The sequence below is a fragment of the Streptomyces sp. NBC_01317 genome (genome assembly GCF_035961655.1).
Lineage (GTDB): Bacteria > Actinomycetota > Actinomycetes > Streptomycetales > Streptomycetaceae > Streptomyces.
Genome location: NZ_CP108393.1, coordinates 3,145,147 through 3,165,092, shown reverse-complemented (window position 1 = coordinate 3,165,092; position 19,946 = coordinate 3,145,147). Strand labels below are relative to the sequence as shown.

Here is a 19,946-nt window from a genome sequence, read left to right as displayed (position 1 = left end):
CTTGCTGGCTGCTGGCTACTGATCCGTAGCGTATCGGCGCGGATACGGTTCGGCAGTGCGGTGTTTGCCACATCTAGGGTGGCTCGCATGACCGATCCCGAAACCCCACACAGCCGCTGGTCCGACCTGGAGCGGCCGCCGCTGAACGCACGGGCGCTGCGGCGCGGGCTCATCCGGCCGGGTGGCCTGTGGACGTCCTTGGACGTCGTCACGACGACCGGCTCGACCAACTCGGACCTCGCGGACTCGGCGTCTTCGCGCGCCGAAGGCGCCGTCCTCGTGGCCGAGGAGCAGACGGCGGGGCGGGGGCGGATGGACCGGCGGTGGTCGGCGCCGGCGCGCTCGGGGCTCTTCTTCTCCGTACTCCTCACGCCGGGCGACAACGTGCCCGTCCACCGGTGGGGGTGGCTGCCGCTGCTCACCGGCGTGGCCGTGGCGACGGCGGTGGCGCGGTCGGCGGGCGTCGACACGGCCCTGAAGTGGCCGAACGACCTGCTGGTGACGGTGGACGGCGAGGAGCGCAAGGCGGGCGGGATCCTGGCGGAGCGTACGGGGGACGACGCGGTGGTCGTCGGTATCGGCCTGAACGTGTCGCTGCGCGCCACGGAGCTTCCGGTCCCGACCGCGGGGTCGCTGGCGCTGGCGGAAGCGGTGTCCCTGGACCGGGACACGCTGCTGCGTTCTGTCCTCCGGTCACTGGAGCAGTGGTACGTGGACTGGCGCGAGGCGGACGGCGACCCGGCGGCGTCGGGCCTCCAGGAGGCGTACGCGGCGGGGTGCGCGACGCTGGGGCGGACGGTGCGGGCGGTGCTGCCGGGGGCGCGGGAACTTGTGGGCGAGGCGGTGGCGATCGACGGGGACGGGCGCCTTGTCCTGGCGACGGAGTCGGGGGTCCAGTACCCGGTGGGCGCGGGTGACGTGGTGCACCTGCGGTGACCGGTTTTTGGTTGCGCTTACTGATTGTCCTCAATCGCCGGACGGGCTGGATTTTGGCCTCTGCGCGGTGCGCGAGCGCGGCTTACCGATGTCCTCAAGTGCCGGACGGGCTGGATTGTGCCCCTGCGCGGTCCGCGGGTGCGGGTCAAGGATGTCCTCAATCGCCGGACGGGCTTGAAGTGCCGCGCACCGGTCTCCTCCAGCGCCGGACGGACCGGGGGTTGTCTTGAACGCGGGCGTGGAAGGGGGACGGGCAGGGGTCGTGTCCGGAACGTAGAGCGTGTTTTGTGTCGCGTGGCTCCGGTGAACTGAACGACCCGCCGAACGCGACGTAAAACATGCAGTGCAGGACACGACCCCTGCCCGGCCCCCGGCAACAACCCGCGCATACGCAACCGGCCCGCAGCGGGCACAACCAAGCCCGTCCGGCGATTGAGGACAATCAGTAAGCCGCACCCGCCCGCACCGGGCAGACGCACCCGGACAAAGGCCAAGACCACGCCGACCCGCCCCGTGGACGTGAGCCAGCGCACACCTGTCGTATCGTTGAGCCCGATCCACGACAGATCGGCAGGACTGTGCGCAGGGAACGGGCAGGAGGCGGCTGGTGACCGTCGACGACGCGGGGGGCGGAGCAGACGCGCAACCGCCACAGCCCGACAACCCCCCCTCCCCCCACTCCACGCCCCACCACATCGTGGACCACACGGCCGAACCGACCGACGACCCGCTCGCCATCCGGCTGGAGCAGCTCATCCTCGGCGCGGACCGCCGCTACACCCCCTTCCAGGCCGCCAGGACCGCCGGCGTCTCCATGGACCTCGCCTCCCGCTTCTGGCGTGCCATGGGCTTCGCCGACATCGGGCAGGCCAAGGCCCTCACCGAGGCCGACGTCCTCGCGCTGCGCCGCCTCGCCGGGCTCGTGGAGGCGGGGCTGCTCAGCGAGCCCATGGCGATCCAGGTGGCCAGGTCCACCGGACAGACGACCGCCCGCCTCGCGGAGTGGCAGATCGACTCGTTCCTGGAGGGGCTCACGGAGCCGCCGGAGCCGGGGATGACGCGGACCGAGGTCACGTACCCCCTGGTGGAGCTGCTCCTGCCCGAGCTGGAGGAGTTCCTTGTCTACGTGTGGCGCCGCCAGCTCGCCGCCGCCACGGGGCGCGTCGTCCAGGCCGCCGACGACGACGAGATGGTCGACCGGCGCCTCGCCGTCGGGTTCGCCGACCTCGTCGGGTTCACCCGGTTGACCCGCCGGCTGGAGGAGGAGGAGCTGGGCGAGCTGGTGGAGGCGTTCGAGACGACCTCCGCCGACCTCGTCGCCGCGCACGGGGGCCGGCTGATCAAGACGCTCGGCGACGAAGTGCTGTTCGCGGCGGACGACGCCGGCACCGCCGCCGAGATCGCGTTGCGCCTCATCGAGACGATGACCCATGACGAGACGATGCCGGCGCTGCGCGTCGGGATCGCGTTCGGCACGGTCACCACCCGCATGGGTGACGTCTTCGGTACGACCGTGAACCTCGCGAGCCGCCTCACGTCGATAGCTCCCAAGGACACGGTCCTGGTCGACGGCGCCTTCGCGGAGGACCTGATCCGTACGGGCGAGGCCCCCGCCTCCGAGGCCGGCGCCGCCGAGGCCGCCGCCGAGGCGGCAAAGGAGGGGCGCGAGACCCCCTCGTACCGCTTCGGGCTCCGGCCGATGTGGCAGCGGCCCGTCCGCGGGCTCGGCGTGGTCGAACCCTGGCTGCTGGCCCGCCGTACGACCTGAGTCGGCCGGTCCCCGGTGCACGCGAGGACCGGCCGGTGTATCAGCGGATGCGGCGGATGCCGCCCGGGTGGGTCAGCGGGCGGCGCGCATGAGCCTCAGCGGGCGCCGCGCATACGTCTCAGCGGGCGACGCCCACACGCCTCAGCGGGCGGAGCCCACCGCGTCAGCGCGTACCGCCCGCAACCGCCGCGCTCGGCTCGGCGACCGTCGACCGCACGGACTTCCCGTCGGTCTTCGTCACCCGGGTGGCCACCCGCGCGCCGCAGTTCGAGCCGTAGGTCCACACTCCCTGGTTGGCGATGCCACCGGCCCAGTCGACGCAGTAGCCCTTTCCGTAGACGTAGACGGGTCCGGCGTACGACCGGTAGTCGCCGGCGTCGGAGCCGGACTCGTAGGTGTCCGGAACGGACACCGAGGTGAAGACGTACACCGGCGAGCCGCTGGTCTTGCGGATCGTCACCGCGCAGTTGTATCCGCTCTTGGCGTTGTACGTCAGGTACACCGTGCCCTGTGTGCCGATGTCCGCCGAGTTCACGACCTTGTAGCCGGTGCCACAGACCCCGTTGTACGCGGCCTGGGCCGCGGCGGCGGCCGGTGCGGCGCCGGCGGGCTGGGCGAGGGCGGTGGTCGTTGCCCCGACGGCGAGGACGGTCAGGGCCGCTGCCATGGCCGCACGACGAGATTTACGCATGAATTTTCCCCCTGTGACTCCACGAGTACTTTCTGTGTGCTCACCAATCCAGACCAGCCGATCAAGAAAAGAGTTGTACGGGACTTTCCGCCATCAAATGCCGGGCCTTTATGATCTCGGTGAACCGTCGTTAACCGGGAGGGTGTTCCATGGGTGGGTCCGAGCAGAGGTACGGGGACTTTGTCGTCGTACGGAGGTCCGGGTACGTCGCCGAGCTGGTCCTCGACCGGCCGAAGGCCATGAACGCCGTGTCCACGGAGATGGCCCGTTCCCTCGCCGCCGCGTGTACGGCGCTGGGCGCGGACCGGGACGTACGGGTCACGGTCCTCACGTCCACCCACGCGCGCGCGTTCTGCGTCGGCGCGGACCTCAAGGAGCGCGACTCCTTCACCGACGCCGACCTGGTACGGCAGCGGCCGATCGCGCGGGCCGCGTACACCGGGGTCCTGGAGCTGCCCATGCCCACGATCGCGGCCGTGCACGGCTTCGCCCTGGGCGGCGGCTTCGAGCTGGCGCTCGCCTGCGACCTGATCGTCGCGGACCGTACGGCCGTCGTCGCGCTGCCCGAGGTCTCGGTCGGCGTCATTCCCGGCGGGGGCGGTACGCAGCTGCTGCCGCGCCGGGTCGGTGCGGCCCGCGCGGCGGAGCTGATCTTCACGGCCCGGCGGGTGAAGGCGGTGGAGGCGCGTGATCTCGGTCTCGTCGACCAGCTCGTCGACGAGGGCGCCGACCGGGAGGAGGCGCTCGCCCTCGCGGACCGTATCGCCGTGAACTCGCCCGTCGGCCTGCGCGCGGCCAAGCGCGCGCTGCGGCTCGGGCAGGGCCTGGACCTGCGGGCCGGCCTGGAGGTGGAGGACGCGGCGTGGCGGTCGGTCGCGTTCTCCGGCGACCGTCCTGAGGGGGTCGCGGCGTTCAACGAGAAGCGGACGCCGCAGTGGCCCGGTGAGTGAGCGGGTGAGCGGGTGAACGCAGAGTGAGCGCCCTTCGCTCCAAGTGATCAAACCATCCCAAAGCGTCCTAAGCTGGGGTGATGGGAGTGGATGGGCGACTGCGAGCCGTGGTGTCGCTGGCGCAGGCCATGGCGTCGGCCCAGGCGCCGCGCGATTCCTGGCGGGCGGCCGCGCAGGGGGCGCGCGAGGCGCTCGGGGGGAGCTTCGCCGCGCTGTCCGTGTGGGAACGGGACCTCGGGCGGCTCAAGGTGCTCGTCAACGCGGGGGAGCGGGTGGCGGGAGAGGAGGAGTTCCCGGAGGCCGAGGCGTATCCCGTCCACCAGTTCCCGGAGATCGCGGAGTTCCTGCACGAGCGGTGGGCGGGGGGTGGCGGCCCGAACGCCTGGGTCGAGACCGCGGAGGGCGCGGCGGCCGGCTCGCCGGGCTACAGCCACCAGCGGGTGGCCGCGCTGCGGCGGCGGGGGCGGGGGTGCTGTGTGGTCGCGCCGATCATCCTGCACGGGCGGGCGTGGGGTGAGCTGTACGTGGCCCGGCCCAAGGGCGCGCCGCTCTTCGGCCGGGACGACGCGGACTTCGCGACCGTCATCGCGTCGGTCGTGGCGTCGGGGATCGCCCAGACGGAGCGGCTCGAAGAGGTCCGCCGCCTCGCCTTCACGGACCCCCTGACGGGGCTCGCGAACCGGCGGGCGGTCGATATGCGGCTTGACGAGGCGGTGGGGCGGTACCGGGCGGACGGCTCCGTCACGAGCCTGGTCGTCTGCGACCTGAACGGCCTGAAGACGGTCAACGACACGCACGGCCACGCGGTCGGCGACCGCTTGCTGGAACGGTTCGCCTCGGTCCTGTCCCTGTGCGCGGCGAAGCTGCCGGGCGCGGTGGCCGCGCGGCTGGGCGGGGACGAGTTCTGTCTTCTGACCGTGGGGCCCTCGGCGGACGAGGTGATCGCGGTCGCGGACGAGCTGTGCGTGCGGGCGGCGGAGCTGGAGCTGGGGGAGGGGGTGGCGTGCGGGGTCGCGTCTACGGGGGACGCGATTGGGGAGGTTCGTTCGGCACGTCGTCTGTTCCGCCTTGCGGACGCGGCGCAGTACCGCGCGAAGGCTGCGCGTGCGGGGGGGCCGGTGGTGGCGGGGCGGGACGACGAGGTGCTGCGCCTCGCGGACACGCCGCCCCCGTCCGGAGACCGCCGCCGTTTCCGCGATGCGCGTTGACCCTGTCTTTGCCTCTCGCCCGGTGACCGGTTGCGCTTCCTGCTTGTCCTCAATCGCCGGACGGGCTTGTTTGTGGCCTCTGCCCGGTGCGTTTGGTTGCGCTTACTGATGTCCTCAATCGCCGGACGGGCTGGGTGTGTCGTGGTGACGGGGGGTGGGGCCTGCGGAGGTACGTATGTCCGGACTGCATGTTTTACGGCGCCTCAGGGACTTGTATGGCTCACCGGTAGTCATGCGCCACAAAACACGCTTTACGTCCGGACACACGCACCTCCTCCGACCCCACCCCCCTCACGCCGAGGGTGAGCTGAACGGCCCCCCGCTGCGGGGTGGGTCAGTTTCCGCCGGTGGGCGGTGCCGCTTACTGATGTCCTCAAGCGCCGGACGGGCTGGAGTGTGCCCCTGCGCGGTGCGCGGGTGCGGGTTACCGATGTCCTCAAACGCCGGACGGGCTGGATGGTGCCCCCGTGCCCTCCGACGCCGGGGCGGGCCGGGGTTGTCTTGTACGCGGGCGTGGAAGGGGGACGGGCAGGGGTCGTGTCCGGAACGTAGAGCGTGTTTTGTGTCGCGTGACTACCGTGAATGTTCGGAGTTCCCGAACGCGACGTAAAACATGCAGTGCAGGACACGACCCCTGCCCGGCCCCCGGCAACAACCCGCACCCAGCCCACCGGCCCGCAGCGGCACAACCAAGCCCGTCCGGCGATTGAGGACAACCCTGACCGCAACGCGGTCACCCAGACGCGCGGCCCACCGGCCCCAGAACGCCCGTCCGGCGATTGAGGACAACACGAACCGCAACCCGGTCACCGAGAACGCGCGGCCCACCGGCCCCAGAACGTCCGTCCGGCGATTGAGGACAAAAGCGCGGCCGCCAGGCCACCCAAGACCCCGCCTAGTGACACGTTCGGATTCAATCCGTACGCTCCTGAATATGGATATGCACACCGTCATCCTGGGCACCACCGGCACCACCCCCGAAGACGTCCTCGCCGTAGCCCGAAACCACGCCAAGATCGAGCTCAGCGTGGACGCGCAACGCGCGATCGCCGACGCCCGCCTCATCGTGGACGCGCTCGCCGCCAAGCCCGAGCCCGTCTACGGCGTCTCGACCGGGTTCGGCGCGCTCGCCAGTCGGCACATCGGGCCCGGCCTCCGGGCGCAGCTCCAGCGGAACATCGTGCGCAGCCACGCCGCCGGCATGGGGCCCCACGTCGAGCGGGACGTCGTGCGCGCGCTGATGTTCCTGCGGCTCAAGACCCTCGCCTCCGGGCACACCGGCGTACGCTCCGAGGTCGCCCAGACCATGGCGGACGTGCTGAACGCCGGGATCACGCCCGTCGTGCACGAGTTCGGCTCCCTCGGCTGCTCCGGCGACCTCGCGCCGCTCTCGCACTGCGCGCTGACCCTCATGGGCGAGGGCGACGCGGAGGGCCCGGACGGCATCGTGCGCCCCGCCGGAGAGCTGCTCGCCGCCCACGGCATCGCGCCGGTCGAGCTGCGCGAGAAGGAGGGCCTCGCCCTGCTCAACGGCACGGACGGCATGCTCGGGATGCTGGTCATGGCCCTCGCCGACCTGCACAGGCTCTACACCTCCGCCGACATCACCGCCGCGCTCACCCTGGAGGCACTCCTCGGCACCGCCAAGGTCCTCGCGCCCGAGCTGCACGCGATCCGGCCGCACCCGGGCCAGGCCGCCAGCGCCGACAACATGCTGCGGGTGCTCGCCGGGTCCGGTCTCACCGGTCACTTCCAGGAGGACGCGGCCCCGCGGGTCCAGGACGCGTACTCGGTGCGCTGCGCCCCCCAGGTCGCCGGCGCCGGCCGGGACACCCTGGAGTACGCCAGGATCGTGGCCGGCCGCGAGCTGGCCGCCGCCGTCGACAACCCCGTCGTCCTGCGGGACGGCCGCGTGGAGTCCAACGGCAACTTCCACGGCGCGCCCGTCGCGTACGTACTGGACTTCCTGGCCATCGCCGCCGCCGACCTCGGTTCCATCGCCGAGCGCCGCACCGACCGGCTGCTCGACAAGAACCGCTCGCACGGCCTGCCGCCCTTCCTGGCCGACGACGCCGGGGTCGACTCGGGCCTGATGATCGCCCAGTACACCCAGGCCGCACTGGTCAGCGACATGAAGCGGCTGGCCGTCCCGGCGTCCGTCGACTCCATCCCGTCCTCCGCGATGCAGGAGGACCACGTCTCGATGGGCTGGTCGGCGGCGCGCAAGCTCCGTACGGCCGTGGACAACCTCACCCGGATCATCGCGGTGGAGCTGTACGCGGCGACCCGCGCCATCGAGCTGCGCGCCGGGCTCACGCCCGCGCCCGCCTCACAGGCCGCGATCGACGCGTTGCGCGCCGCCGGGGTCGAGGGCCCCGGCCCCGACCGCTTCCTCGCGCCCGACCTCGCGGGCGCGGACGCGTTCGTACGGGACGGCAGTCTGATCGCCGCCGTGGAGCGGGTCACGGGCCCGCTGGCCTGAGCCTGCGGGACACGGGAAAAGCGTGAGGGGCCGCCCGGTGCGTCGGGCGGCCCCTCACGTACGTCAGATCAGGCCGGCGCTTCTTCGTGCCGAGTACGCGACGAAGCCCGCACCGATGCCGAGGAAGGCGGTCCCGCCGATCAGGTACGGCGTGGTGCTCACGCTGCCCGTGTCGGCGAGGGCCAGGGGTTGTGAGGTGTTCGGATCCTCGGAGGTGGTGTTCAGACCGGCTGAGGTGAAGCTCTGACCGGCTGCGACCGGCTGTTGTTCCGGGCCGGAGTGCTCTTCCGCGGCTTTCGCGGACGGGACGAACCACAGAGCGCAGAGCAGGGTTCCGGCGGCGGTAGCGGTCAGCAGCGGACGGCGTGCGACGGACACGTGATCGATCCCCCTTGTGACAACGCCGAATTGGCTGGGTGGGCTGATGCTAGTGAAAGCAGCGGGTCGCGGGAAAGTCGTGGAGGCCAGGAGCCCTACGCTCCGTCGTATGACCACTTCTGAGACATCACGTTTTGTGCGGCTACGGGTCGAATTGGTACTGGAGATCGAGGGACCCGAGCCGCTGAGCGCGGCGGCGCTCGGCCGGATCGTCGCCGACGACGGCATGCGCGAGGACGAGCGCGCGCACGCGGAGGCGACGGTACGGGAGGACCCGGCGGAGGCCCTCGCGTATCTCGTGGAGCCGTACGACCTGGTCAGGGACGTGCCCGGGGTGGAGCTGGCGCAGGCGTCGTGGACCAGCGAGGAGATCGACTACGACCCCGACGCGGTGGAGTGGGCGCTCGACGAGGACGACGAGGCGGAGGGCGATGAGGACGACGAGGGGGATGACGACCGCGACGAGGACGAGGGCGGCGACGGCCCCTGGGGCGTCCTCGGTGACGGCGGTACGGACGGCGCGGAGGGTGGCCGGGGAGCGCGCTTCGACCACCGCAACGGTCAGGGCCCGCACTGAGTCGTGTCACTCTGGTAAGCCCCGGTCCTTTGCAGTGGCGGGCCGGGGCTTACGGCCGTGCGCGAGCGGCAAGTGGTATTCACCACATCGCCGGCCGAAGTGGAACCGGACGAACCGGTACAGGTGTTCTTAAGGGTTATCGGCAGGGTAATCGGCGATGATGGAGATACGTGTGATGACGGACAGCAAGCGGCGCAGGGGCCTCATGGCCGCGTCCGCACTGCTCGGTGGCGTACTGGTCCTTTCGGCCTGTAGCGACGACGGCGGCAAGACCGCGAGCGGCGCCGACAGCACGAAATCGTCGTCGCAGGCCCAGGTGGACGAGGCGGCCGCCAAGGCGACGTCCGAGGCCAAGATAGTCATCGCACCCCGGGACGGGGCGTCGAACGCCGGTATCAACGACGACGCCAAGGTCACGGTCAGCAAGGGCACCCTCACGCAGGTGACCATGACGACCGCCGACGGCACCGCGGTCAAGGGCACGCTGTCCGCCGACGGCCTCAGCTGGAAGCCGGACGCGCAGCTGGAGCGCTCCACGACGTACAAGATCGCCGCGACGGCGAAGGACGGCAAGGGCCGCAAGGCCTTCGAGAACTCCTCCTTCACCACCGTCTCGCCCGCCAACAGCTTCATCGGGAACTTCACCCCCGAGGACGGCTCCACCGTCGGCGTCGGCATGCCGGTCTCGATCAACTTCGACAAGGCGATCACCGACCAGAAGGCCGTGCAGGACGGGATCACCGTCACGTCCAGCAGCGGCCAGCAGGTCGTCGGCCACTGGTTCAGCCAGCAGCGCCTCGACTTCCGCCCCGACCAGTACTGGAAGGGCGGCTCGACGGTCACCCTCAAGCTGAACCTGGACGGGGTCGAGGGGGCGAAGGGCCTCTTCGGCGTCCAGCAGAAGACGGTCACCTTCACCATCGGCCGCAACCAGGTCAGCACGGTCGACGCCAAGGCGAAGACCATGACCGTCACGCGCGACGGCAAGACGGTCAAGACGATCCCGATCTCGTCGGGATCGCCCGACAACCCCACGTACAACGGTCAGATGGTGATCTCCGAGAAGTTCAAGGAGACCCGGATGAACGGCGCGACGGTCGGCTTCACCGACGACGACGGCAAGGGTGAGTACGACATCCCCGACGTGCCGCACGCCATGCGGCTGTCGACCTCCGGGACCTTCATCCACGGCAACTACTGGGGCGCCCCCTCCGTCTTCGGCAACGTCAACACCAGCCACGGCTGTGTCGGCCTCCAGGACGTCAAGGGCGCGGGCGACGACAACCAGCCCGCCGCGTGGTTCTACAACAACTCGCTGGTCGGTGACGTCGTCATCGTGAAGAACTCCCCGGACAAGACCATCAAGGCCGACAACGGTCTCAACGGCTGGAACCTGTCCTGGGCCGAGTGGCAGGCCGGCTCGCAGGCCTGATATTCCGTCAGCCGCGCGCTCGGACGGCGGCCGACCCCTGGACGGGGCCGGCCGCCGTCGGCGTTCTCATCGCGTTCTCAGCCCGGCCTCAACTGACCATCACACCGGGCGCCTAACTTCACGCCCATGTTCTTCACATACCTCCGGCGCGAACTGCGCCGCCGCAGAAAGGCGGCGCTCGTCGTCGCCTCCGGGCTCGCGCTCGGCATCGCGCTCGTGATCATCGTCAATTCCGTGTCCGCCGGTATGGGCAATGCCCAGGACAAGGTCCTTCAATCGCTGTACGGCCTCGGCACGGACATGACCGTCACCAAGGCCGCGCCCGCCGCGACCGGGGGCGAGTCGGGGCGGCCGCGGTTCCAGTTCGACGCGAAGGGCGAGGACGGCGAGTCACAGAGCAGTGACCGGGTGGTCGTCCAGGGCTTCCAGACCCTCGCGTCCTCCACGGTGACCAAGGTCGCCGACCAGAGCGGTGTCTCCGGCGCGGTCGGCGGACTGAGCCTGAACGTGCTGAAGATCAACGGTGAGTTCACCCGCGGCGAGTTCAAGCCCGACGAGAACGGCGGCGGCTCTCCGGGGGGCGGCGGAAACGGCGGCAACGGTGGCGGCACCGGCGGCCGGGTCTCCGGAGGCGGCGCCAACTTCGACGTCGACTCGTTCACGCTGTACGGCGCCGACGTCACGGAGCCCGCGCTCGGCCCGCTGACCTCCTCGAAGATCACCTCGGGCCGTACGTTCAAGACGACGGAGACCGACGCGAAGGTCGCGGTCGTCGACAGCGCGTACGCCAAGAAGAAGAGCCTCGCGGTCGGCAAGACCCTCACCATCCACGGCACCGAGTACAGCATCATCGGGGTGGCCACGGCGGACAGCGGTGACGCCGCCGCCAACGCCTATGTCCCGCTGAAGCAGGCCCAGACCCTGTCCGACTCCAAGGACAAGATCACCACGGTCTATGTGCAGGCGTCCGACTCGCAGCAGATCGACGCGGTCAAGTCCACCATCCAGAAGAACATCTCGGGCACGACCGTCACCACCTCCGCCGACCTCGCGGACACCGTCTCCGGCTCCCTCTCCACCGCCTCCGACCTCGCCACGAGCGTCGGCAAGTGGCTGTCGATCGCGGTGCTGATCGCCGCCTTCCTCGTGGCAGGACTGCTCACCTCCTCGGCGGTCAGCCGCCGGGTACGGGAGTTCGGCACCCTCAAGGCGCTCGGCTGGAAGTCGGGCCGCGTCACCCGCCAGGTGATCGGTGAGGCCCTGGTCAACGGACTGCTGGGCGGAGTGCTCGGTATCGCCCTCGGCGTCGGTGGCGCCTACCTGGTGACGGCCATCAGCCCGACCCTCAAGGCACAGATCGGCTCCGCCGCCTCGTCAGGACCCGGCGGTGGCGGCTTCGGCGGTGGCGGCGGCCCGGCGCGGCAGACCGCCTCCAAGGCCCTCGACGTCGCGCTCACCGCGCCCGTGTCCCTCGCCACCATCGGGATCGCCGTGGCGCTCGCGGTCGGCGGCGGTCTGATCGCCGGCGGCTTCGGCGGCTGGCGTGCCTCGCGGCTGCGGCCTGCGGACGCCCTGCGGCGGGTCGAGTAGCCCGGCGCTCCAGTTCGCGCGGGGACCACCGTCCGCATGTGCGCCGGGACCATCGTCCGTAGCCGGGCTCTTCGCCCTGGCCCGGCTGCCCGCCCGTACCCCGGCCTCCGTACGTCCGGCTTCCGTACCCCCGCCCCCTGTCCCACCCCACCCTCGTTTCCCCCTCGTACCGCAGGAGTTGCACGATGTACCAGCTCAAAGGCGTCACCAAGGTCTACCACCGGGGAAAGAAGCCCGTCCACGCGCTCGCCGGCGTCGATCTGACCATCGAGGACGGCGGCCGGCTGGTCATCCAGGGCCCCACCGGCGGTGGCAAGTCCACGCTGCTCCAGATGCTCGGCGCGCTCGACCGGCCGACCGCGGGCTCCGTCGAACTCGACGGCGTCGACCTGGCCGGCCTGTCCGAGGCCCGGCTCACCAAGGTGCGCGCCGAATCCATCGGTTTCGTCTTCCAGAGCTTCAACCTCATCCCCACCCTCACCGCGCAGGAGAACGTCGAGACGGCGCTCGTCCCGCTCGGCCTCAAGGGGGCCGCCCGGCGCCAACAGGCAGCCGAGGCGCTGGAGTCCGTGGGCCTCGGTGAGCGACTCAGCCACGTACCGGGCGAGTTGTCCGGCGGACAGCAGCAGCGCGTCGCCATCGCCCGCGCCCTGGTGAAACGCCCGAAGGTGCTGCTCGCGGATGAACCCACGGGAAATCTGGACGAGTCGATGCGTGACGAGATCATGGAACTGCTGGAGGGCCTCTGGAAAGAGCACGGGCTGACCTTCATCATGGTCACGCACGACAGTTCCATCGCCCGCCGTGCTCCCCGGCTCGCCACCATCCGCAAGGGGAAGGTCACGGTGACCGAGAACGCGACCGCCGCCTGAGGTCCGGGGCGACAGACCCGAGGTCCGTGGGGCGGCGCCCCTGCCCGGACGTCCCGCCACAACTCGCGGGCGTCGTCACCCCCGTACGCGTAGGTTCGGTTCATGCTGATCACTCTGGGAAGCCCGCCCACGGATGCCGAGACGGACGCCTGGCACGCGGTGATCACCGCGGCCCACGTCCTCGATCTCCCGGCGTCCGTCCCCGAGCCCAGCCGGTCCGAGACGGCGGGGAAGCTGCGGCTGCCTCCGGTGAGCGGACGGAACGCGCACGTCGTGTCGACGGCGGCGGACGGTTCGTACGACGGGGTCGCCTCCCTTCTCCTCTTCACCGAGGAGCCCCATCTCCAGACCGCTTTCCTCGACGTCCTGGTGGTGCGGCCCGACGCCCGACGGGGTGGTGTCGGTGCCGCGCTCTGGACCGCGATACGGGACGAACTCGCCGCCGCCGGGCGGACCTCGGTCTCGACGGTGCTCGAACTGGGCGGCGCGGGCGAGGCGTTCGTCGACAGCCTCGGCTTCGCGAACGTGCTCCCGCTCGGCTGGTACGTGATGCGGGTCCGGCAGACCCTCGACGAGGTCCCCGAGCCGGCGCTCCCCGCCGGGCTGCGCTTCGCCGACTGGTCGGGGGTGGTCCCCGACGACCTGGCGGAAGGTTTCGCCCGCGCGCACGACGCGATGGAGGACACGCCGGGCGGGGCCCTCGAGGAGCGGGTATCGAGCTGGGACGTACGGAGAGTGCGGGCCGCGGCCCGGCTCATCGAGGACCGGGGCGGGGCGATCCTCACCTCGGCCGTGCTCGACACGACGGCGGGTGACGCCGTGGTCGGCTACACGGAACTGGTCCTGCGCGACCCGGCGGGCACGCGCGCCGTCCAGTACGACACGGTGGTCGTACCGTCCCACCGCGGCCGGGGACTCGGCCGCGCGGTCAAACGCCATCTCCTCGGGACGCTGCACGAACTGCACCCCGGCATAAGGGAGATCAGCACGACGGTCGCCGACAGCAACACGTCGATGATCGCCGTGAACGAGGGGCTCGGCTACCGCAGGGAGCGGCCGGTGGGTCTGTTCCAGGCCAAGCTGTAGGAGCGGTACGGCTCTTCAGCCGCAGCCGTTCGACCGGGGCAGCCGGTACGCCGACCCCAGCCGGTACTCACCGCCCCCCGGGACCGTCAGCCGGGTCCAGTCGCCCGACCGCTCCACACACGCGCCCGGCGCCCTGAGCCAGGGCGAGTAGGCGATCCGTACCGTCACCGAGCCGGCCGCGGGCATCCGCAGCACCAGATCCGCGTCACCGCTCCGCACCACGGTCGCCGGGGCGGACACCAGCGGCACGGCGTTCCGTACCCGGTAGACCGCCCATCCGCTGTCGTGCCACACCGGCTCCAGCCAGTCCGGCGGGTCGTTCCGCACGAGCGCGGCCTCGGCTGCGGCGGGGCTGTCGGGGCGTGCTGCCGGCAGGACGACGAGGCCCACCGCCCAGCGGTCCAGCCAGGCGCGGTACGTGGCGGCGGAGAAGGTGCCGTCGTAGAAGAGCCGGCCGCGCTCGACGTCGAGCTGGCGGTTCCAGCCTCGGGCCATGGTGACGTACGGGGCGAGGACGTCGGCCTCGCGGTGGTTGCGGGCCGGGACGACCTCGACGCGGGTGCGGTCCGCGCCCAGCCGGTCGAGCGCGGCGAGCACGCCTTCGGGGTGGGCGGCCCAGGACGGCACGGAGTTGGAGACGCCCAGGTCGTCGTCGGTCTTGTCGATCACCCAGCCGGTGTTCAGGACCACGGCGGCGGTGAGGACGAGGTGGGGGAGGGCGCGGCGGGGGGCCCATGGGCGACTCCCGCGTACGAGATCCCTCAACCGGGACGGTTCGAGGCCGCGGGTCAGCAGCGCCGCCAGCAGCACCGGCGGTCCGCCGACCCCTATCAGCCGTTCGACGTTCGTGCCGATCGGCGAGGCGATCGAGTAGGTCAGGAGAACGCCGGCCGCGTAGACGGCGGCGCCGTACCGCACGGTGCGCCAGCCGCGCGGGCCGCGCGGCGCGGCGAGCCAGACGGCCGCGCCGGCGGTGAGCGGCATGTACAACTTCTCCGTCGCCATGGGCTGTTCGCCGTGGAACGGGAAGAGCAGCGTCACCACGCCGACCGTCACGAAGGGCGGGGTGATCAGTGCGGCGGCCTTCCCCCATTGCCGGTCGAGCAGGTACGCGGCCCCGGCCACGACGAGGAACAGGGCGGCGACGGGGCTGGCGAGCGCGGTGAGAACGGACAGCACTGCGGCAAGGACGACCGACGGCCGCGCCGACCCCTCCTCCGGCCGGAGGATCACGAGCAGACCCAGCAGCCCGACAGCGGCACCCAGCGCGAACGTGGTCCGTCCGGACGCCACGTTGCACCAGAGCACGAGCGCGCCCAGCAGCGCGGGCCACAGGGCGTGGGGGACTTTCGCCCGTACGAACAGGGCAGCCATGGCCCACGTCCCGGCGAGCCCCGCCAGCACGGACGTCGTCCTGACGCCGAGGAGTGCCATCAGCGGGGGAGCGAGGACGCTGTAGTTGGCGGTGTGCGTACCGCCGTACCAGGAGAGGTTGTACGCGGACCCGGGATGCCGCGCCATGAACCCGGCCCAGGCGAGCTGGGCGGCGAGATCGCCCCCACCGGTGGCGAGGAAGACGGCCCAGAACACGTAGAAGGGAACGGCGACCCCGGTGACGAGCAGCGGCACGCGCCACGGGAGGTCGGTGGTGCCGGTGCGCGTGACCGGGCCGGGGCCCGGGAGACCGCGCGCGTCGGCGGCCCGGCCGTCGGGCAGGGTCCCCGCCGCGGCCCCGACCGACGGCGGCGGGCCCGACCCAGCCGCCTCGGCCCGCAGCGGGGCCTGGCTCGCTTCCCCGGCCTGCGGTGCGGCTCCGGTCCGGGCCTGGGGCTCGGTCCGGCCCGCTGTCTCGGTTCGGGACGTTGTCCCGGTCCGAAGCGCGGGCTCGGTCCGGGCTGTCGTCTTGGCCCGACGCGCGGCTCGACTCCCTGCCTTGGCCCCGAGCCCGGGTCCTGTCCGGGTCCCGGACCCGGGCTCGGGGCGGCCCGTCTTCTCGGTCCGGCGTGCGGCCTCGGGCCGACCCCGTGGCTCGGGCCGGGGTGCGGGCTCGGTTCGAGACGTTGCCCCCGCCCCCGCGCCGGACCGGGATCCCGCTCCCGTCCCGGGCCGGGGCCCCGCCCCCCTTCCGGTCGTGGAAGTCGGTCCCTCCCCCGCCCCGGCCCTCGGGTCCTCTTCCGCCGTCTCCTCGCTCATGCGCACGGCTCTCACCCTAGGGTGTGGCCGCGAAGTGGCCTCCGGCTCCTGACGTCAGACACGCGCACTTGCCGCGCGTACAGACCGGACGGTTACGTCCAGCATGCGCTCCTTCCTCCGTCCCCATGGGCGAACAGCACGCCACTCCGCGAGGCATGAGGGTTCTGGCGGCAACCAGAGAAAGCCGGCCACGACGGCGGGCAGGCCGACCGATCACCCGCCACGTGCGCCTCGCTCAGCCCCGCACCGGCACCAGCCAAGAAATCTCTGTAGTCACGACCCCGGCCGAGCACCAAGCCCGGCGGTCCCAGCCGCCCCCAGCCCACCATCACCAGCGACATCACCAGCAACAGCCTCCCCTTTGACGCGCCCCCCAGGTCAGTCGCCCACCCGCGCTGTCTCCGCGACGCGGCCCGCGCGGAGTTCCAGATGCGTGCCCTCGAAGGACTCGCGGAAGCGGCGGTCGTGGGAGACCACCACCACCGCGCCCGCGTACGGCACCAGCGCCTCCTCCAGTTCCTCCACCAGGCTGAGCGCCACATGGTTCGTCGGCTCGTCCAGGATCAGCAGTTCGGCGGGCCGGGTCACCAGGCGGGCCAGTTCCAGACGGCGTCGCTGGCCGATCGAGAGCGCGGCGACCGGGACCCGGAGATCCGCCTCTCGGAACAGACCCAGAGAGAGCAGTTCGGCCGCGTATTCGTCCGGGGGCCCCGGGCGGCCCGACGCGAACGCGGACAGCAGCGGCAGCGGCGACGCGGTGGCGGGCAACTCCTGCGGCAGGTAGCCGATCCCGCCCCTGCGGACCCGGCCCGACCGGAGCACCGAACCGGAGTCCGGCCGCAGTTCACCCGCCAGGACACGCAGCAGGGTGGACTTGCCCGCGCCGTTAGGACCGGTCACCAGCAGCCGCGCGCCCGTCTCGATCCGCAGCGCGTCCACCCGCAGCCGGTCGCCTACCGTCACTCCTTCGAGCGAGACGAGTGTCTCGCCGACCGCCGCCGGGCCGGGGCCCGCGCGCAGGGCCGCCGTGAACCGCAATGGTTCAGGCGGCGCGGGTACCGGCTCCCTGCGCAACCGCCCCAGCCGCTCGCCGGCCGCCCTCACCTGCCCCGACAGCTTGGTCTCGTGCGAGCGGCGGTGCTTGCCGAAGCCCTGGCCCGGGTCCTTGCCGGTGCCCGCGAGCCGCTGTCCCGCCGCGGCGACCTGTTCCTCCGTACGGGACACCTCGGCGAGCCACTCGGCGTGATCCTGGACCCGGCGCCGGCGGGCGGCGGCCTTCGCCGTGCGGTAGCCGGTCCAGCCGTCGCCGTACCGCGTCACGGCCCTGGTGTCGCGGTCGACCTCCAGGATCGTGGTCGCGATCCGCTCCAGGAACACACGGTCGTGCGTGACCGCCAGGACCGTACCCCGGTGCGACCTGAGCCGGTCCTCCAGCCAGGCCGTGGCCCGGAGGTCCAGGTGGTTGGTGGGCTCGTCCAGGAGCAGCAGCTCCGGCGCGGGCGCCAGGACGCAGGCCAGCGCCAGCCGCGACCGCTCACCGCCGGACAGCGAGTCCAGGGCGCGGTCGCGGGTCAGGTGGGCGAGCCCCAGCGCGTGCAGGGCGGTGTCGACGCGGGCCTCGGCCCGGTAGCCGCCGCGCTCCTCGTACGTCGTCAACAGGTTGCCGTACGCGGCCAGTTCGGCGGGTCCGGCCGACCCGAGGGCCGCCTCGGCGGCGCGCAGCCGCCGTTCCAGGTCGCGCAGGCCGGCGAGGGCGGTGTCGACGGCGTCCTGGACGGTACGGTCCCGGCCCAGGGGCCGGGAGAGGTCGAGGGTCTGGGCGAGATGGCCCGCCCCGCCCGGGAAACGGACCGTGATCTCACCGTCGTCCGGTCGCTCCACCCCGGCGAGCAGCCTGAGCAGCGTGGACTTCCCGGAGCCGTTCTCCCCGATGATCCCGGCCTTCTCGCCGGGTCGTACGGTCAGCGACACCTGATCGAGGACCGGCCGGTCGCCGTACCCCTTCGAGACGTCCTTCATCGCGAGTTGGGCGCGTTCGCGCATGCTTCTTCATCCCCTGATGGCGGGTGGATTCTTCGGACCTGGGGTGCGGGTCCGGAATCAGACGAAGAAGTAGGGGGCGAACATGACGCCGATGCTAGCGGCGCCGCCCCGCGGCGCCCACCGAATTAGACGCGGCGGGGCGACGCGGGCCAAGCTGTGTGTCGGGCCGGCCGGGGATGGTCCGGCCGGCCCGACCCGGTTACGGGACGAGAGCCGGCACCGGCGCCTCGACCGGGTTGCCGACCAGCTGGACCGGCCCGTTCAGGGCGTTCGCGGTGCAGCCGGGGCCCGAAAGCGTCAGCCGCTCCGTCGTGTTCACGACGGACAGTGGCCCGGTCAGCCGCGTACCGCAGAGGCTGACCGTACGGGCACCCACCGCCTGGACGGGACCGGTGATGTCCGCGCCCCTGGACACCAGCGAGGCGCCCGCGCGGACCACGACGGGCCCGGTCAGCCGGGCGCGGTCGAGGCAGGTGACGCCGGAGGCGACCACCAGCGGCCCGGTGTACGCGCCGGTCAGCGTCTTCGTGCAGGCGGGCGGGACAGCGACCTTGGCCCGGTAGTCCAGCGCGAAGGCCAGCTTGCCGGGCTTCTTGTCGGAGAGCGGGAGGCCCAGCTTCGCGAACTCGCCGCCGGTCGGCTTCTTCCCGTCGTTCCACTCGGCCATCCGGCCCGCCTGGTCGGCGGTCAGCCCGGGAGTGATCTCCGTGTCGCCCGGGGTCGCGGACATGGCCTCGGAGGCGGTCCGGACGGCGGAGAGGTACGACGCGGGGTCGCGGAGGTCGTACGAGGCGAGGTCCAGGCGCCCGCGCAGCCAGGTGCCCCAGGAGAACTCCAGGAACTCGGCGGCCTCGGCCGGGGCCTGGTAGCCGATGTCACGGGTGAGGTAGACGAGACTCCGGTACGGGTCGTCGTGGAAGGACGCCAGGCCGAGACGGGTGGGGAGCTGGTCCACGGTGATCGGGTCGTTGTTCTCGTCCCGCAGCCAGACCCATTTGTTGTCCTGCATGGTCTTCCAGAACGCGGCGGTGGGCAGCGCGCTCAGGTTGCCCGTGACCAGCAGCCGGATGTGTGTCTTCGGGCCGCCGTCGGGCGTCTCCAGGAAGGACGTCAGGGTGTGGTGCCCGTCGGTGAGGTACAGCGCGCCGCCGGGGCCGACCACCACCGTCTTCATCTGGGCGAGCGTGTCGGGTGTCTCGTCGCCGACCGCGACCGTGCAGGTGAAGCTCGACGGGTCGGAGATCCGGGCGCCGGGCCGCGCCGACGCGGCCTCTTCCTGGCCGTTGGTCTCGCACCAGTCGTCGAAGCGCTTGTTGAGGTCGCCGGCCTGCTCGTCCTTGGGGCTGCTGTAGCGGCCGAGCTTGTAGTAGATCTGGTCGAAGCCGATGGCGGGCTGGGTGGGGCGCAGCTGATCCAGGGTCACGTCCAGCAGGTCGCCGGGCTGGGCGCAGAGCGCCGCCGCGTTTGGCCCGGCGCAGCGGGCCGTGTTCGCCGCCGTTGTGGTCGTGGTTGCCCTGTTCGCCGCCGCCGCCGTTGTGGTCGTGGTCGCCGTCGGCCCGCTCGCCGCGAGGGCGGGGCCGCCGCCGGCGAGGACGGTGCCCAGCACCAGGGCTCCGGCCGCCAGACCGCCGCTGAGGCCTCTCGCTCCGTGGGGCGTGGACGGCGTACGGGACGAGCCGCTCATACGGTCTCCAGTTGTCTCGGCGTGAGCGCGCACCCGCACGGGAGCGGCGCTGCGGG

Annotated in this window: 15 protein-coding genes; 10 read left to right on the top strand and 5 right to left on the bottom strand. The window is 71.9% G+C overall.

What is annotated here, in order from left to right; all coding sequences use genetic code 11:
* Positions 1–87 precede the first annotated feature (87 nt).
* Together OG349_RS13220 and OG349_RS13215 are read left to right on the top strand one after the other, a co-directional pair.
* The gene (locus OG349_RS13220) at positions 88–936 is read left to right on the top strand and encodes a biotin--[acetyl-CoA-carboxylase] ligase (RefSeq protein ID WP_327234802.1); all 849 of its coding nucleotides are present in this window, start codon (positions 88–90) and stop codon (positions 934–936) included.
* 607 nt (positions 937–1,543) lie between these two features.
* Complete coding sequence (locus OG349_RS13215) at positions 1,544–2,704, top strand: adenylate/guanylate cyclase domain-containing protein (protein ID WP_327234801.1); 1,161 nt, start codon at positions 1,544–1,546, stop codon at positions 2,702–2,704.
* Positions 2,705–2,867: 163 nt separating this feature from the next.
* On the opposite strand, the gene OG349_RS13210 is transcribed toward OG349_RS13215, so the two are convergent.
* Positions 2,868–3,371: a spore-associated protein A gene (locus OG349_RS13210; protein WP_327234800.1), complete on the bottom strand. Its 504-nt coding sequence runs from the start codon at positions 3,369–3,371 to the stop codon at positions 2,868–2,870.
* A gap of 173 nt (positions 3,372–3,544) precedes the next feature.
* Here OG349_RS13210 and OG349_RS13205 point away from each other — a divergent pair, with 173 nt between their 5' ends.
* The 3 genes from OG349_RS13205 (at position 3,545) to hutH (ending at position 8,035) form a co-directional block, all read left to right on the top strand.
* Positions 3,545–4,345, top strand: a complete 801-nt coding sequence (locus OG349_RS13205) for an enoyl-CoA hydratase/isomerase family protein (RefSeq protein ID WP_327234799.1) — start codon at positions 3,545–3,547, stop codon at positions 4,343–4,345.
* Positions 4,346–4,425: 80 nt separating this feature from the next.
* Complete coding sequence (locus OG349_RS13200) at positions 4,426–5,553, top strand: GGDEF domain-containing protein (protein WP_327234798.1); 1,128 nt, start codon at positions 4,426–4,428, stop codon at positions 5,551–5,553.
* A 934-nt stretch (positions 5,554–6,487) separates the two neighbouring features.
* Positions 6,488–8,035 (top strand): histidine ammonia-lyase, encoded by a 1,548-nt coding sequence (hutH, locus tag OG349_RS13195; protein ID WP_327234797.1) that lies wholly within the window; start codon positions 6,488–6,490, stop codon positions 8,033–8,035.
* A 63-nt stretch (positions 8,036–8,098) separates the two neighbouring features.
* Here the strand turns inward: hutH and OG349_RS13190 are convergent, their stop codons facing one another.
* Positions 8,099–8,413, bottom strand: coding sequence for a hypothetical protein (locus OG349_RS13190; RefSeq protein ID WP_327234796.1), 315 nt, complete (start codon positions 8,411–8,413; stop codon positions 8,099–8,101).
* A 109-nt stretch (positions 8,414–8,522) separates the two neighbouring features.
* Between OG349_RS13190 and OG349_RS13185 the strand changes: the two genes are divergently transcribed.
* The 5 genes from OG349_RS13185 (at position 8,523) to OG349_RS13165 (ending at position 13,970) form a co-directional block, all read left to right on the top strand.
* Positions 8,523–8,990 (top strand): hypothetical protein, encoded by a 468-nt coding sequence (locus tag OG349_RS13185; protein ID WP_327234795.1) that lies wholly within the window; start codon positions 8,523–8,525, stop codon positions 8,988–8,990.
* Between the two features lie 160 nt (positions 8,991–9,150).
* Positions 9,151–10,422 carry a L,D-transpeptidase gene (locus OG349_RS13180; protein ID WP_327238558.1) on the top strand — a complete coding sequence of 424 codons (1,272 nt, stop codon included), beginning with the start codon at positions 9,151–9,153 and terminating at the stop codon, positions 10,420–10,422.
* Positions 10,423–10,548: 126 nt separating this feature from the next.
* Positions 10,549–12,012 carry an ABC transporter permease gene (locus OG349_RS13175; protein WP_327234794.1) on the top strand — a complete coding sequence of 488 codons (1,464 nt, stop codon included), beginning with the start codon at positions 10,549–10,551 and terminating at the stop codon, positions 12,010–12,012.
* 185 nt (positions 12,013–12,197) lie between these two features.
* On the top strand, positions 12,198–12,884 hold the full coding sequence (locus OG349_RS13170) for an ABC transporter ATP-binding protein (protein ID WP_327234793.1): 687 nt from the start codon (positions 12,198–12,200) through the stop codon (positions 12,882–12,884).
* Between the two features lie 102 nt (positions 12,885–12,986).
* Positions 12,987–13,970, top strand: a complete 984-nt coding sequence (locus tag OG349_RS13165) for a GNAT family N-acetyltransferase (RefSeq protein ID WP_327234792.1) — start codon at positions 12,987–12,989, stop codon at positions 13,968–13,970.
* A gap of 15 nt (positions 13,971–13,985) precedes the next feature.
* Here the strand turns inward: OG349_RS13165 and OG349_RS13160 are convergent, their stop codons facing one another.
* From OG349_RS13160 to OG349_RS13150, 3 genes are all read right to left on the bottom strand, one after another.
* Positions 13,986–15,599: a hypothetical protein gene (locus OG349_RS13160; protein ID WP_327234791.1), complete on the bottom strand. Its 1,614-nt coding sequence runs from the start codon at positions 15,597–15,599 to the stop codon at positions 13,986–13,988.
* A 942-nt stretch (positions 15,600–16,541) separates the two neighbouring features.
* Positions 16,542–18,206 carry a ribosomal protection-like ABC-F family protein gene (gene abc-f, locus OG349_RS13155; protein ID WP_327234790.1) on the bottom strand — a complete coding sequence of 555 codons (1,665 nt, stop codon included), beginning with the start codon at positions 18,204–18,206 and terminating at the stop codon, positions 16,542–16,544.
* A gap of 199 nt (positions 18,207–18,405) precedes the next feature.
* Positions 18,406–19,890, bottom strand: coding sequence for a ParB/Srx family N-terminal domain-containing protein (locus OG349_RS13150; protein ID WP_327234789.1), 1,485 nt, complete (start codon positions 19,888–19,890; stop codon positions 18,406–18,408).
* Between the last annotated feature and the right edge of the window lie 56 nt (positions 19,891–19,946).

Bases quoted from the DNA above. Each gene is read 5' to 3' on its own strand.
- OG349_RS13220 (WP_327234802.1), top strand. From the start codon at position 88: ATGACCGATCCCGAAACCCCACACAGCCGCTGGTCCGACCTGGAGCGG.
- OG349_RS13210 (WP_327234800.1), bottom strand. From the start codon at position 3,371: ATGGCAGCGGCCCTGACCGTCCTCGCCGTCGGGGCAACGACCACCGCC.
- OG349_RS13205 (WP_327234799.1), top strand. From the start codon at position 3,545: ATGGGTGGGTCCGAGCAGAGGTACGGGGACTTTGTCGTCGTACGGAGG.
- OG349_RS13200 (WP_327234798.1), top strand. From the start codon at position 4,426: ATGGGAGTGGATGGGCGACTGCGAGCCGTGGTGTCGCTGGCGCAGGCC.
- hutH (WP_327234797.1), top strand. From the start codon at position 6,488: ATGGATATGCACACCGTCATCCTGGGCACCACCGGCACCACCCCCGAA.
- OG349_RS13185 (WP_327234795.1), top strand. From the start codon at position 8,523: ATGACCACTTCTGAGACATCACGTTTTGTGCGGCTACGGGTCGAATTG.
- OG349_RS13180 (WP_327238558.1), top strand. From the start codon at position 9,151: ATGGAGATACGTGTGATGACGGACAGCAAGCGGCGCAGGGGCCTCATG.
- OG349_RS13175 (WP_327234794.1), top strand. From the start codon at position 10,549: ATGTTCTTCACATACCTCCGGCGCGAACTGCGCCGCCGCAGAAAGGCG.
- OG349_RS13170 (WP_327234793.1), top strand. From the start codon at position 12,198: ATGTACCAGCTCAAAGGCGTCACCAAGGTCTACCACCGGGGAAAGAAG.
- OG349_RS13165 (WP_327234792.1), top strand. From the start codon at position 12,987: ATGCTGATCACTCTGGGAAGCCCGCCCACGGATGCCGAGACGGACGCC.
- abc-f (WP_327234790.1), bottom strand. From the start codon at position 18,206: ATGCGCGAACGCGCCCAACTCGCGATGAAGGACGTCTCGAAGGGGTAC.
- OG349_RS13150 (WP_327234789.1), bottom strand. From the start codon at position 19,890: ATGAGCGGCTCGTCCCGTACGCCGTCCACGCCCCACGGAGCGAGAGGC.